The organism is Arthrobacter sp. 01L42 (assembly GCF_056400005.1).
The window spans coordinates 135,025-149,162 of the sequence record NZ_JBFTSL010000009.1; the positions used below are offsets into that span (position 1 = coordinate 135,025).

11 protein-coding genes and 1 tRNA gene are annotated in these 14,138 nt (G+C 69.7%); 8 read left to right on the forward strand and 4 right to left on the reverse strand.

Going from position 1 to position 14,138, the window contains the following annotated elements; all coding sequences use genetic code 11:
* Position 1: 1 nt before the first annotated feature.
* From AC1DN2_RS10315 to AC1DN2_RS10330, 4 genes are all read left to right on the forward strand, one after another.
* Positions 2 to 949, forward strand: a complete 948-nt coding sequence (locus AC1DN2_RS10315; protein WP_476850253.1) for a metallophosphoesterase — start codon at positions 2 to 4, stop codon at positions 947 to 949.
* Positions 950 to 1,296: 347 nt separating this feature from the next.
* Positions 1,297 to 3,120 carry an ABC transporter ATP-binding protein gene (locus AC1DN2_RS10320; protein WP_476850254.1) on the forward strand — a complete coding sequence of 608 codons (1,824 nt, stop codon included), beginning with the start codon at positions 1,297 to 1,299 and terminating at the stop codon, positions 3,118 to 3,120.
* Complete coding sequence (locus AC1DN2_RS10325) at positions 3,117 to 5,042, forward strand: ABC transporter ATP-binding protein (RefSeq protein WP_476850255.1); 1,926 nt, start codon at positions 3,117 to 3,119, stop codon at positions 5,040 to 5,042. The genes AC1DN2_RS10320 and AC1DN2_RS10325 overlap by 4 nt, the downstream gene beginning before the upstream one ends.
* Positions 5,043 to 5,170: 128 nt before the next feature.
* Positions 5,171 to 5,247 (forward strand) — tRNA-Pro (locus AC1DN2_RS10330).
* A 223-nt stretch (positions 5,248 to 5,470) separates the two neighbouring features.
* Here the strand turns inward: AC1DN2_RS10330 and AC1DN2_RS10335 are convergent.
* Entirely contained in the window at positions 5,471 to 5,689 is a 219-nt protein-coding gene (locus tag AC1DN2_RS10335) for a hypothetical protein (protein WP_018776166.1), read from the reverse strand.
* A gap of 131 nt (positions 5,690 to 5,820) precedes the next feature.
* On the opposite strand from AC1DN2_RS10335, the gene AC1DN2_RS10340 reads away from it, so the two are divergent.
* A complete protein-coding gene (locus tag AC1DN2_RS10340) occupies positions 5,821 to 7,086 on the forward strand; it encodes a helix-turn-helix domain-containing protein (RefSeq protein WP_459385576.1) in 1,266 nt (421 codons plus the stop codon).
* Between the two features lie 32 nt (positions 7,087 to 7,118).
* Here the strand turns inward: AC1DN2_RS10340 and AC1DN2_RS10345 are convergent, their stop codons facing one another.
* Together AC1DN2_RS10345 and purD are read right to left on the reverse strand one after the other, a co-directional pair.
* Complete coding sequence (locus AC1DN2_RS10345) at positions 7,119 to 8,132, reverse strand: phosphoribosylaminoimidazolesuccinocarboxamide synthase (protein ID WP_476850256.1); 1,014 nt, start codon at positions 8,130 to 8,132, stop codon at positions 7,119 to 7,121.
* Positions 8,129 to 9,439: a phosphoribosylamine--glycine ligase gene (purD, locus tag AC1DN2_RS10350; RefSeq protein ID WP_476850257.1), complete on the reverse strand. Its 1,311-nt coding sequence runs from the start codon at positions 9,437 to 9,439 to the stop codon at positions 8,129 to 8,131. Before purD ends, AC1DN2_RS10345 begins: the two co-directional genes overlap by 4 nt.
* A 717-nt stretch (positions 9,440 to 10,156) precedes the next feature.
* On the opposite strand from purD, the gene AC1DN2_RS10355 reads away from it, so the two are divergent.
* The 3 genes from AC1DN2_RS10355 to AC1DN2_RS10365 are packed head-to-tail and all read left to right on the forward strand — an operon-like array spanning position 10,157 to position 13,232.
* Positions 10,157 to 11,746, forward strand: coding sequence for a molybdopterin-dependent oxidoreductase (locus AC1DN2_RS10355; RefSeq protein WP_476850258.1), 1,590 nt, complete (start codon positions 10,157 to 10,159; stop codon positions 11,744 to 11,746).
* 36 nt (positions 11,747 to 11,782) lie between these two features.
* Complete coding sequence (locus AC1DN2_RS10360) at positions 11,783 to 12,799, forward strand: asparaginase (protein ID WP_079555582.1); 1,017 nt, start codon at positions 11,783 to 11,785, stop codon at positions 12,797 to 12,799.
* A gap of 13 nt (positions 12,800 to 12,812) precedes the next feature.
* A complete protein-coding gene (locus tag AC1DN2_RS10365; RefSeq protein WP_230009166.1) occupies positions 12,813 to 13,232 on the forward strand; it encodes a sterol carrier family protein in 420 nt (139 codons plus the stop codon).
* A 70-nt stretch (positions 13,233 to 13,302) separates the two neighbouring features.
* On the opposite strand, the gene AC1DN2_RS10370 is transcribed toward AC1DN2_RS10365, so the two are convergent.
* A complete protein-coding gene (locus AC1DN2_RS10370; RefSeq protein WP_476850259.1) occupies positions 13,303 to 14,064 on the reverse strand; it encodes an SDR family oxidoreductase in 762 nt (253 codons plus the stop codon).
* Between the last annotated feature and the right edge of the window lie 74 nt (positions 14,065 to 14,138).

Genomic DNA, 14,138 nt, shown 5'->3' on the forward strand with positions numbered 1-14,138 from the left:
GATGACCCTGGGCAATGATCTGGCGAGCCGCGTTCGAAGCATCGGACGCGGCTTTGCCGTGACCGCCGCGATCGGGACGGCGGCGGGGGCGGCCGCTACCGGCTACGGGCTGTGGGAGAAGAACCAGTTTGTGGTCAGGGAGGAAACCCTCCCCATCCTGCCGGCCGGGTTCGGCCCGTTCCGGATACTGCACCTGTCCGATATCCACTTCGTTCCGGGCCAGCACCGGAAGGCGCAGTGGCTGTCCTCCCTGGCGCAGTTACGGCCGGACCTCGTGGTGAACACGGGCGACAACCTCAGCCATGCCAAGGGCGTGGACCCCCTCGTAGCGGCCCTGCGACCCCTGCTGGAATTTCCCGGTGTGTTTGTCCCCGGCTCGAACGACTACTTCGGCCCGAGCCTGAAGAACCCGGCGTCATATTTGTTCGGGCCCTCGGGCGAGCGCAAACGCCCGGAAAGGCTCGATTGGCCCCGGCTGCGTGCCGAGTTCGGCATGTCCGGCTGGGTGGACCTGACCAACCGCTGCCAGTCGGTGGTGCTCAAGGGCATGCGCTTCGATTTCTCCGGCGTCGACGACCCGCACCTGCGCCTCGAACGGTACGCGGGCTGGCCGCGCGGGACCAAGGGCCGGGACGCCGACCCGCACCTGCGCATCGCCGTCGCGCACGCACCCTACCAGCGCGTCCTCGACCACTTCACCGAAGCCGGCGCCCACCTCCTCCTGGCCGGCCACACCCACGGCGGCCAGATCTGCGTCCCGGGCTACGGGGCCCTGGTCACCAACTGCGACCTGCCCACCTGGCGGGCCCGGGGGCTGCACACCTGGGAGAGCAACGGGAGGACGACGCCGGTGAACGTCTCGGGCGGCATCGGCACGTCCCGCTTCGCCCCGGTCCGCATTGCCTGCCGGCCCGAAGCCGTTCTGCTCACGCTGACCTCCCGCGCCTAGGCCTGGCCGCGGCCAGTGCTGCCCGCCCTCCGGCCTGGCCGGTGGACATGCCCTCCCCTGGCGCCCGAGCCCACGGGACATGCCCTCCCCTGGTCGCGGGCACTGGGCATAGGCCCACAATGCCCACCCGCTGCGGCCACCACCGGACAGGTCCCACCGGGCGCGGCACCACCGGACATGTCCCGCGGTCACCCGCCGCCCGCACCTATTGCGGATCGCAATGACTGGGCGAGATGCTGGGAGCGCTGAACAACGTGTGAATCCGGTCACCCGATGGCCTAGGGTAGTTGCTACAGGAAACTACATTCAACGGTGCGATCTATGCACGGGCGTCTTAAGAAGCAGGCATGGCCAAGCAGAGCTCATTCTTCACCTCCATCAGCCGTCTCTACCCGCACGTCAGGCCAATCCTGCCCCGGCTGGTCATGGGCCTGCTCTGCGCGCTGCTGGCCAGCGTCATGGCACTGGCCATCCCGCAGGTGCTTCGCGTGCTGGTCAACGAGTCCCTGACCCCCGGCGGCAGCGCGGAAGCCGTCTGGACTGCCTCGCTCCTCATCCTGGTCCTGGGCATCGCCGAGGCGGGCCTCGTGGCCCTGCGCCGGCAGTTCGTCATCAATCCCGCCACCACCGTCGAGACCCGGATGCGGGTCTCGCTCTACGGGCATCTGCAGGACCTCACAGTTTCCTTCCATGACCGCTGGGGCTCCGGTCAGCTGCTGTCCCGGGCCATGACGGACCTGAACTTCCTGCGCCGCTGGATGGCCTTCGGCGCCATCATGTTGGTGGTCACGACGCTCACCGTGGTGATCGGCGTCGCGGTGATGTTTGCCATGAGCTGGCAGCTGGCCCTGATCTTCCTGGCCGCCGCCGTGCCGATCATGATCTACGGATTCCGCTTCCGCACCCGCTTCAGCAAGGTGGCCCGGCGCAGCCAGGACCAGGCCGGGGACCTCGCCACCACGGTCGAGGAATCCGTGCACGGCATCCGCGTCCTGAAGGCCTTCGGCCGCAGCCGGGAGGCCCTGGAGAACTTCAACGAACAGGCCGAGGAACTCCGGCAGACCGAGATCGCCAAGGCCAAGCACCTGGCCACGTTCAGCCTGGTGGTGACGCTCCTGCCCGAACTCGCGCTCGGCGCCGGCCTCGTCGTCGGCATCCTGCTGGCCTCCACGGACCAGCTCTCCATCGGGTCCCTGGTGGCCTTCTTCGCCACCGCCGCCGTGGTCGCCGCGCCGGTCGAGTTCTGCGGCATGCTGCTGGCGATGGCCCTCACCGCGAAGTCCGCGGTGGACCGGCACTTCGAGGTCATGGACGCGCAGAACACGATCACCAGCCCGGACCAGCCCCGCCGCCCGGCCGGCCTCAAGGGTGCCCTCAGCTTCCGCAATGCCTCGTTCGCGTTCGAGGACGCCCCGGACAAGCCGATCCTCAAGAACATCACCCTGGACATCCGCCCCGGCGAAACCATGGCCCTCGTGGGCATCACGGGCGGCGGCAAGAGCGCCCTGCTCCAGCTGGTCCCCCGCCTCTACGACGTCACCGGCGGTGCCATCACCATCGACGGAGTGGACCTGCGCGAGTTCGCGGTGGAGGACCTGCGCACCGTGGTCTCCGTGGCGTTCGAGGACACCACGCTGTTCTCCAGCTCCGTCCGGGACAACGTCCTGCTCGGCGCGCCCGACGCCGGATCGGCGGAGGGCCGCGACGCGGCCCTGGAGGAAGCCCTCGACGTCGCCCAGGCCCACTTCGCCTATTCCCTGCCGGACGGCGTCGATACCCTGATCGGCGAGGAGGGCCTCAGCCTCTCCGGCGGCCAGCGCCAGCGCATCGCCCTGGCCCGGGCCATCGCCGCGAAACCGGCCGTGCTGGTCCTGGACGACCCGCTCTCGGCGCTGGATGTGAACACCGAGGTCCTCGTCGAGGCCCGGCTGCGCAAGGTCCTCGCGGACACCACCACGCTGATCGTGGCCCACAGGCCTTCCACGGTGGCGCTGGCCGACCGGGTGGCCCTGCTCGAGGACGGCCGGATCGCCGCCGTCGGAACCCATGCGGAACTGCTCGCCAAGAACAGCCATTACCGCTACGTGATCGCCAGCCTGGACCCGGAACCGCGGGACCTGGATTCAGAATTGTCCGCCCTCGAGGACCAGTCCGAGGAGATTTCCCGATGAGCAGCGCAACGTTCGGCACCGCCAATGAGGACAACGCGCACCTCAGCAGGAACGAAAGCAAGGCCGTCCGGCGACGCTCCCTGACCCTCCTGGGCTCCCTGATTCGCCCCGTCCGGGCCCGGTTCTGGCTGACGATCGGCGCCGTCGTGCTGTCCCAGGCCGCCCGCGTGGCCGGGCCGGCCCTGATCGCCTTCGGCATCGACCACGCCCTGCCCGCCGTGCGCGCCGGCGACAACCTGCCCCTGGTGCTGACCGGCGCCGCCTACCTTGCCGCGGCCGTCGTGGCCGCCGGCCTGACCGCCCTGTACGTGACCTCGACGGCGCGGCTCAGCCAGGCGATGCTGCTGGACCTCCGCGTCCGGGTCTTCCGCCACACGCAGCGGCTGAGCCTGGAATTCCACGAGAAATACACCTCGGGGCGCATCATCGCCCGGCAGACCTCGGACCTGGAGGCACTGCGCGAACTCCTGGATTCCGGCGTGAGCTCGCTGGCCTCGGGAATGCTGTTCATGGCGTTTACCGCCGTGACGGTGTTCGCCCTGGACTGGCGCAGCGGCGTGCTGGTGCTGGCCGCCGGCGTGCCGATGTATTTCCTGGCCCGCTGGTACCAGAAGCACTCCCAGATCGCCTTCCGCGAATCCCGGGTGGTCTCGGCCCGGCTGATCGTGCACTTCGTGGAGACCATGACCGGGATCCGCGCCGTGAAGGCCTTCCGGAAGGAACGCGAGAATGCCGCGGGCTACTCCGAACTGTCGGAGGACTACCGCCGCGCGACCGTCCGCTCCATCAACCTCAACGGCATCTTCCAGCCGGGGCTGGTACTGATCGGGAACGTGTGCGTGGCCCTCGTGCTGCTCACCGGCGGCTTCCGGGTCCTCAGCGGCGACCTGGAGGTCGGCGTGCTCCTGGCCCTGATCCTGTCCGCCAAGCGCTTCTTCCAGCCGGTGGACCAGATGGCCATGTTCTACAACTCCTTCCAAAGCGCCCAGGCGGCCCTGGAAAAGGTCTCGGGCCTGCTCGAGGAGGTCCCCACCGTGCGGCCGCCGAAAACACCCGCGGCCCTGCACGACGCGCGGGGCAGCATCGACTTCAACGGCGTCGAATTCCGCTACGGCGACGGCCCGGTGGTCATCCCGAGGCTGGACCTGCACATCCCCGCCGGGCAGACGGTCGCGCTCGTCGGGCAGACCGGCGCCGGCAAATCCACGCTCGCGAAGCTGATTGCCCGCTTCTACGACGTCTCCGCCGGGTCCCTGACCCTCGACGGCGTGGACCTGCGCCAGCTCAGCACCGAGGACCTGCGCAGGAACGTCGTCATGGTCACCCAGGAGGCCTTCCTGTTCAGCGGCTCCGTGGCGGACAACATCGCCCTGGGCCGGCCCGAAGCCTCGCGTGCGGAGATCGAGGACGCGGCCCGGGCGGTGGGGGCGCACGCCTTCATCATGGAACTGCCGGACGGCTACGACACCGACGTCAACAAGCGCGGCGGCCGCGTCTCCGCCGGGCAGCGCCAGCTGATCAGCTTCGCCCGCGCGTTCCTGGCCCGCCCGGCCGTGCTGATCCTGGACGAGGCAACGTCCTCGCTGGACATCCCGTCGGAGCGCATGGTCCAGCAGGGCCTCGCGGGGCTCCTGCGCGGGACACGGGAGGCCGGCACCCGGGAGGCCGGCCAGCGGCCGTCCGGTGGACAGGCGGGCGGCGGACAGCCCGTTGCAGACTCGGCCCCCGGCCCGGACTCGGCCCCCGGTCCCGGGCGGACAGCGCTGATCATTGCCCACCGGCTCTCCACCGTGGAGACGGCGGACCGGGTGCTGGTGGTGCACGACGGACGGGTCGTGGAGGACGGCACCCCGGAGCAGCTGATCGGCGACGGCGGCGCCTTCGCTCGGCTCCACGGCGCCTGGAAAGACTCGCTGGTCTGAACAGCGCCTGCCGGGACCGGTCGGCGTCCGGGCCGGGACGACGGCGGGACACGTCCCGGCCGGCGCCCGATTTCACATCCGGGGCCATGATCGGATACTCTTGTGAAGTTGCTTTTGAAGCAACGGATCGGGATGTGGCGCAGCTTGGTAGCGCGCGTCGTTCGGGACGACGAGGTCGCAGGTTCAAATCCTGTCATCCCGACCAAACACAAAGAGGGCCCTCCACACGGAGGGTCCTCTTTTGTATGTCCGGTGGTAGGTCCGGCACGATTTCATGACACCGGCACCGGCGATCGTCCCGGCCCAGGGCCCGGCCCCTGCCCCCCGGACACAACGCAGCCCCGGGAGGAAATCTCCCGGGGCTGCGCCGGATATCCGTGCCGCAGGCAGCCGGCCGTTGCTGCGCCGGGCCTGCCGTGTCGGGCTTGTTACATCGGGTCGGGCCAGTTGCCGACGTTCAGCGAGTGGGTCATGGGGTCGGGCCAGTTGCCCACCGCCTGGGCGGTGCGCATGGGATCGGGCCAGTTGCCGACGGCGGCAACGTCTGAGACATCGGTAAGTGAAGCAGCGGACAGCACGGCCGGGGCCGCGGCGGAGAATGCCAGTGCGCCCGCCAAAACGGCGCCGGCTGCAATCTTCTTCAACATAAGTTTCCTCAATATGGGTTGGGGTTCCTTAACCAAGTCAGCACTACCCTTGTTGACACACATTGTAAAATGGTTTCTACAGAGACTGTCAAGCATTTAGTACAAAGAATGTCCGGAATTAGGAGGTATCCGTGGGGAACGGATTTGGGGAGAAGCTCCGCGCGGAACGGCTCGAACGGGGCCTGACGCAGGCGGAGTTGGGCCGTGACCTGTACTCCCCCAGCTACATTTCTCTGCTGGAAACCGGACGCCGCGAGCCGACCGCCGATGTCATCGAGGAGCTTGCCCGCCGGCTTGAACTGGCCCCCAAGGCGCTCGAGGCCTGGAGCCAGCCGGTGTCCGTCAGCGACGCCGAATACGTGCTCGCGGGATTGTATGCCCGGCAGGCCTGGGACCTCCGGGACTACCCCGTGGCCGCCACCCACGCCGCCGCCGCCGCCAAGATCGCCCTGGAGGCCAAGAACACCAGCGCGTGGTGGAACATGACCTATATGCAGGCCGAGTGCCTGATCAAGCAGGGCCTCTGGCAGGAGTGCAAGGACGTGGTCCAGAATCTCCTGGAGCACCCGATGGCCGCGGAGTCTGCCGGGCTCGGCGTCCGGGCCCAGCAGATGCTCGCCGCAGCCTCGCAGGGCCAGGGGCAGCTGACCGCCGCCGTCGAGCATGCGCAGGAAGCGGTGCGGCTCTGCGCACAGCTGCCCAAAGGCTCCACCATGATCATCGGCGCCCTCCGCGCCCTGATTGGTGCCCTGGCCGAGAGCGGCCGGCTCGATGAGGCCTGGGAGTACTGCCAGGCCATGAACGACCAGATGGACGACCACTCGATGTCCCAGCTCGCCGGCGAGGTGGCCTGGGTGATCGGCAACGTGGCCTTCATGCGCCACGACTATCCCGAGGGGATCAAGTACCACGAGCGGGCCGGCCGGCTGCTCTCCCCGGCCAACGACATCGACCTGTGGGCCCGGTTCAACAAGGCCTCCGCCGCCGTCCGCCTCTCCTCGGGAATAGTCGAACCCGAGACGCTCTCATCGATCGAGCGCGCCGAACTGGCCCTGTCGATTGTCGGCGGCAACAAGACCGACCAGCTGGAGGTCGCCTTCATCCGGGCCCGCTGGCTCTACCTCACGGGCGACATCGTGGCCGCCGTCCAGAAGCTGCGCGAGATCCACGCCGAGCGGGAGGCTCTGGCCCGGCACACGGCCGGCGAGGTCTCCCTGCTGCTGGGGAAGGCGCTCAAGGCTGCCGGGGAGGCCGCGGAGGCGTTGGTGTACCTTGAGGAAGCCCAGAAGGAGTTCAGCGCGGCGGGCGCCTCGGACCGGGTCCAGCAGGCGCTGGACGCCGTGCTCGAGATCAAGCTCGCCCAGCGCCGGGCCGAGGCCGCTTCCGCGGAAGCCTAGCCCCGGCCGGACCGGGCCAGGGGACGGCCCGGCTACGCGAACGTCCGGCCGGTGAGCTTCTCGTAGGCCTCCACGTAGCGGCTGCGGGTTCGCGCCACGACGTCGGCCGGAAGGACGGGCGGGGGCGTGTCCGAGGCCTTGTCCCAGCCCGACTCCGGCGAGGTCAGCCAGTCGCGCACATACTGCTTGTCATAGGACGGCTGCGCCTGCCCGGGCCGGTACGTGGCCGCATCCCAAAACCGTGAGGAATCCGGGGTCAGCACCTCGTCGCCCAGCGTGATGACGCCGGTCGCCGCGTCGAGGCCGAACTCCACCTTGGTGTCCGCCAGGATGATGCCGCGGCCGCGCGCGATTTCCTCGGCCTTGGTATAGATCTCCAGGGTCAGCCTGCTCAGGTCCGCCGCGACGTCCGCACCCACGAGGCCGACGACGGCGTCATAAGTGATGTTCTCGTCGTGCTCACCCACCTCGGCCTTGGCCGACGGCGTGAAGATCGCCTCCTGCAGCCGTGACCCGTCAACCAGGCCGGCGGGCAGTGGGATGCTGCACACTGTGCCCGACGCGCGGTACTCCGCGAGCCCGGTGCCGGTGAGGTAGCCGCGGGCGATGCATTCGACCGGGAACATGTCCAGCTTCTTGCAGATCATTGCCCGGCCCTCGACGGCGGCGGGGACACCGTCGTCGGCCGTGGAGGCGAGGACGTGGTGCGCGACGTCGAGCTGGTCGAACCACCACAGACTCAGCTGGGTAAGGATGCGGCCCTTGTCCGGGATCTCGCTGGCCAGGACGTGGTCGAACGCACTGATCCGGTCGCTGGCCACCACCAGGACACAATCCTGGCCGAAGCGTTCCGCGAGGGACGGGTCCGCGGGGACGTAGAGGTCGCGGACCTTGCCGGAGTAGACGTGCCGCCAGCCGGGCAGCTCCTGCGTGGCGGTGTCGAGCCCGCCCTTGGGCGGGGTCTCAGGCGTGGTCTCAGGCGTGGTCTCAGGCGTGGTCTCGGGCTGGGTGCCGGGCGTCGGCGCTGCGGATTCGGTCACGTTCATGCCTTCGCTTTCGACGCGGCCGCGGTTCCCGGCCCGGCTACCCGGATCTGGCCGCGGGCGGCCTTGCCGCCGATATCGGTGCGGAACTGGCTGCCGTCCAGCTGGACGAGCTCGACGCCGTCGTACGCCCGCTCCCGGGCCTCCACGAGGTCCGTGCCCAGCGCCACCACGGCCAGGACGCGGCCGCCGGCGGAGACGACCTTGCCTTCGCCGTCGAGCTTGGTCCCGGCGTGGATCACGTGGACGCCGTCCAGGGCGTCGACCTTCTTCAGGCCCCGGATGCGGTCGCCCGTCCGCGGGGTGTCGGGGTAGTTTTCGGCGGCCACGACGACGGCGACGGCCGTGTCCTTGGACCAGCGCAGCGGCTGCACCTTGTCCAGCTCGCCCTTGGCGGCGGCCATGAGCAGCCCGCCGAGGGGCGTCTTGAGCCGGGCGAGGACGGCCTGGGTTTCGGGATCGCCGAACCGGACGTTGAATTCGATGACCCGCGTGCCGCGCGAGGTCAGGGCGAGGCCGACGAAGAGGACGCCGACAAACGGGGTGCCGCGGTGCGCCATCTGGTTGACCGTGGGCTGGGCGACGCGGTCGATCACTTCCTGCACGAGGCCTTCGGGGGCCCACTCCAGCGGTGTGTACGCGCCCATGCCGCCGGTGTTGGGGCCCTCGTCGTTGTCGAAGATGCGCTTGAAGTCCTGCGCCGGGGACAGGGCCAAGGTGTTGGTGCCGTCGCAAAGGACGAACACGGAGACCTCGGGTCCGTCCAGGAACTCCTCGATCACCACGGTGCCGCCCGCGTCGAAGCAGGTCTGGGCATGCGCGAGGGCCTCGTCCCGGTTGGAGGTGACCACGACGCCCTTGCCGGCCGCGAGCCCGTCGTCCTTGACGACGTACGGGGCGCCGAAGGTATCGAGGGCGTCGGCGGCTTCCCCGGCGTTGGAGGCAACGCGGGCCATTGCGGTGGGCACGCCGGCCTCGGCCATGACTTCCTTGGCGAAGGCCTTGGACGCTTCCAGCTGGGCCGCGGCCTTGCTGGGGCCGAAGACCGGGACGCCGGCGGCGCGGACGGCGTCGGACACGCCGGCGGCGAGGGGCGCCTCCGGACCGACCACCACCAGGTCGACGGTGAGCTTGAGGGCCAACGCCGCGACGGCGTCGGGATCGTTCGCGTCGATCGCATATGTGGGGACCAGCGCGCTGATGCCGGCGTTGCCCGGGGCCGCGTGGACCTCGGAAACGTTCGGGTCTGCAAGCAAGGATCGGACAATGGCGTGTTCGCGGCCGCCGGGGCCGATGACAAGTACCTTCACAGTCTCCAAGGGTACGTGGTGCACCCCGCAGGCTCCTAAGCTGTGTCGGCCGCCGGACATGCTCAATTTTCGCGGCGGCGCCTCGCGGGCGCCGGGCAATCCGCGGCTCGGCGCTCCCGGCGCAGGGCGGCAATCCTGAGTCCGGCAGTCCCGGGCACCAGGCAATCCTGAGCTCAGCAGCGCCGGGTACCGGGGACAACCCGCGGGACATGCCCAGTCCCGGCCGCGGCCACTGGGCATAATGCCACCATGCCCATGCCTGGCTCCCGAGGCTGGACATGTCCCGTGGTGCCGGAGAGCATGCCCCTGCCGGGGTGCCAAGGCTGGACATGTCCTACTGGGTCCGGGGAGCATGTTGCACGCGCCAAGTTACGGCCGGACATGTCCCCGGCCGCCTGTCACAGACCCAGGCACCAGCCGCGGGACTGCATCTGAGTCCGCAGCGCGGCACCGACGGCCGCCGGGCAATCCGGGGCACATGTCCTGCCCCGGCCGCGGCCACTGGGCATAATGCCAGCATGCCCATGCCCGGGTCCCAGGACTGGACATGTCCCGTGGTACCGGAAAACATGCCCACGCCCGGGTCCCAAGACTGGACATGTCCCGGGGACCGCGGGGCATGTCCACGCCAGGGTCCGGCAGGAGGGCATGCGCACACGCCCGGAACCAGGCCCGGCGCCGGACAATCCGCGGGGCGCGCGGCTACGAATGGCATGTATGAACAAACCCAGCATGAAGCCCAGCAAGCGGTCCCGCGGCGCCACAGCCCTGGCCGCGGTGGCCGGAGTGGCTGCGGCCGCCGTCGTCCTGTCCGTCGCGGAACTGATCGGGGCGTTTTTCACCACACGGGCGACGCCCCTGATTGCGCTGGGATCGACGTTCATCGACTTCACGCCGCTGTGGATGAAGAACTTCGCCGTCGAAACGTTCGGCACCAACGACAAGGCCGCATTATTCGTCGGCATGGCGGTCACGATCCTGCTCCTGGCGTGCGTGCTCGGCATCGTGGCGTACCGGACATGGGCCCTGGGTGTGGCCGGGGTGGTGCTGATGGGCGCCGTGATCGTCGGCAGCGTGGTGACGCGGGCCAGCGTCAAGCCGATCGATGCCATTCCCTCCCTGATCGGCACCGTCGCCGGGCTGGTGGTGCTGCGGCTCCTGATCACCCGGCTGTGGCGGATGCAGGAATGGCCGGACCGGGCCGCCGACGTCGCCGCGAAGGAACCCGAGCGCCCGGCGACCACTCGGCGCGGGTTCTTCGCCGCCGCCGGCATCACCGCGGCCGCCTCGGCTGTTGCCGCCACCGGCGGACGCCTGCTGAGCGCGGCCCGCAGCAACGTGGCCGCGGCCCGCGAGTCGCTGCAGCTGCCCGCGCCCGCCAAGGCCGCCGCCGCGGTCCCGGCCGGGGTCCAGTCCAAGGCGCCCGGCGTCACGCCGTGGCTGACCCCGAACAAGGACTTCTACCGGATCGACACGGCGCTGAGCGTGCCGGAGATCAACGTCCAGGACTGGGAACTGCGCATCCACGGCCTCGTGGAACAAGAGGTCCGGCTCACCTTCCAGGACCTGCTCGACGCCCAGCTCATCGAATCCCATGTGTCCCTGACCTGCGTGTCCAACCCGGTCGGCGGCAATCTGGCCGGCAACGCCAAGTGGCTGGGCATGCCCATCCGCGACGCCCTGAAGCTGGCCCGCCCCACACAGGGCGCGGACATGGTGCTTTCCACCTCGGCTGACGGCTTCAGCGCCTCGACGCCCCTGGAAGTCCTCCAGGACGACCGCGACGCGATGCTGGCGATCGGCATGAACGGCGAGGCGCTCCCGCTCGAGCACGGCTACCCGGTGCGGATGGTGGTTCCCGGCCTGTACGGCTTCGTCTCCGCCACCAAGTGGGTGGTGGACCTGGAGGTGACCCGGTTCGCGGACAGCAAGGCGTACTGGACCCAGCGGGGCTGGTCCGAACGCGGCCCGATCAAGACCATGGCGCGGGTCGAGGTGCCCAAGTCCTTCGCCAAGGTCCCCGCCGGAAAGATCGCCATCGGCGGCACCGCGTGGGCCCAGACCCGCGGGATCACCAAGGTCGAGGTGCAGATCGACAGCGGGCCCTGGACCGAGGCGGTACTCTCCGACGAGGCCTCCCTCATCACGTGGCGGCAGTGGTCCTTGGACTGGGATGCCACGCCGGGCCCGCACTACATCAAGGTACGCGCCACGGACGGCAAGGGCGAGGTCCAGACGGACAAGCGGGCGGATCCGGTTCCGGACGGCGCCTCCGGCTGGCAGTCGGTGATGGTGACCGTGGAATAACCGGGGTATCAGCACCGGGCACCATAGACTTGCAGCATGGCTTTGAACCCGCATGCAACATTCACAGTCGACTCCGCCGTCGAACTGGCAGTCATCGAACGCAGCGGCTTCGTGGAGTCCCGCCACATCGGCTCGGCCGTGGTGCTGGCCGCGGACGGGACGGTAGTGATCGAGCTCGGCGATGTGAACGCCCCGATCTTTGCCCGGTCCACGCTCAAACCGTTGCAGGCCCTGGCCTCGATGCAGTCCGGCGTACCCCTGCGGGGCGCCCAGGTGGCCATCGCGTGCGGCAGCCACGTCGGATCCCTGGATCACATGGACGTGGTCGAGGGCATGCTCAAGGCGGCCGGGGCCAAGGAAGACCAGCTGCAGTGCCCGGCCGACTGGCCCCAGGATGAGACCGCCCGGAACTGGCTCGTCCAGACCGAGCGGGGCAAGTCCCGGCTGGCCTTCAACTGTTCGGGCAAACACGCCGCGTTCCTTTGGGCGTGCACGGAGAACGGCTGGGACAAGAACAGCTACCTCGAACCCAACCACCCGCTGCAGCAGCGCATCCGCTCCGTGATCGAGGAGTACTGCGGCGAACGCATCACCCACCTGGGCATCGACGGCTGCGGCGCGCCGGTTGCCGCCGTCTCCCTGATCGGCCTGGCCCGGGCCTACTCGAAGCTGGCCAAGGCCCCGGGCGACAAGAACTCGAACGCGCGGGCAGCCACCATTGCCACGTCCATGCTGGACTACCCGTGGGCCGTCCAGGGGCGAGGGCAGGCCAACACAATCGTCATGGACGAACTCGGCATCCTGGCCAAGATCGGCGCCGAGGGCGTCCTGGTCATGGCCACCCGCCAGGGCGTCTCGGTTGCCATCAAGATGCTCGACGGCAACATCCGGGCCACCACACTGGTCGGGCTGACGCTCCTCGCGGCCTCCGGCGCCGTCGAAATCCCTGAAGTGTCCAGCGTCCTGGACAAGGTGGTGGACCCGGTACTGGGCGGGGGACGCCCGGTAGGCAAGATCCGGCTCGGGCGGGCCGTCGCGGCACTGCTGGACTAGGAGACTCGGGAAAGTGGCTGTATCGCGCCGTCGAATCGCCATGGACGAGGGCCGCGCGGCACTCGCCGCGTGGCAGGAAGCCACCGCGACCGCACCGGGCCCGAACGTGCCGGCCGCCGGGGTCCCGGGCTCTGGAGGACCCGGCGCCGTCCCGCGCACCACGATCGCGACGGCGGTGCGATACTGCCTGGAAGAAGTCACCGCGCGGGCGCCCGGGAACTCCGTGGAGGTGCGCGTCCCGCCGTTCGGCGTCACCCAGTGTGTGGAGGGCCCGCGGCACACGCGCGGCACCCCGCCAAACGTCATCGAGTGCGACGCCGACACCTGGCTGGCGATGGTCAGCGGACGATTGAGCTGGGCCGACGCCGTCGCCGCCGGCCGTGTTGCCGCCTCGGGACTGCGCGCGGACCTGTCCGCCCTCCTGCCCCTCTAGGTCACCCGGCGGCGTCCCTCAGGACCCACCAGCCGGGGCCCGCGCCCGCAGTCGTGCCCCCAGCCGCGCCTCAGCCGCGCCCGATGAACGGCATGCCCGCAGCTGTCACCACGAGGGATCCCACGTTGGCCGACGCCGGCATCCCGGCCATCAGCAGCACGGCCCGGGCGGCGTCCTGCACCGCAAAGGTCGGCTCGGCCCGCAGGCTGCCGTCTGCCTGGGCGGTCCCGGAACCGACGCCGATCTCCTCCATGAGTTCCGTCGCCGCGTTGCCGATATCGATTTGTCCGCAGCTGATGCCGAAGCCCCGGCCGTCCAGGTCAATGCTTTTAGTCAGCCCGGTGATGGCGTGCTTGGTCACCGTGTAGGCCACCGTCCGCGGCCGGGGCGAATGCGCCGCGACCGAACCGTTGTTGATGATCCGTCCGCCCTGGGGCGACTGGGCCTTCATGGCCCGGACGGCGGCACCGGCGCAAAGGAGGGACCCCGTGAGGTTCACGGCGACGGTCGCGTCCCAGTCCTCCACGGTGATCTCGTCCACCGCGGCGGCGGGGCCGAACACGCCGGCGTTGTTGAAGAGCACGTCCACGCGCTCCCACTGCCCCAGCGCGGCGGCGAAAAGCCGTTCGACGTCGGCGGGGACGGTGACATCGCACGGGACCGCGAGCGCCTGGCGGTGGCCGGCCGCGGTCTCTCGGAGCGGTTCTTCCCGCCGCCCCGCCAGGACCACCCGGTAGCCCTCGGCCAGCATGAGCCTGGCCACTGCGCGGCCGATGCCGGAACCGGCTCCGGTGACAACGGCGACCCTTCCGGGGGTGTGGTGCTGGCTCATGAGGTCCTCCTCGACGGTTAGGCGCTGCCCGGCCAGCGTACCGCCGAGACGGCACATCACGGCAGTGTTTCGCG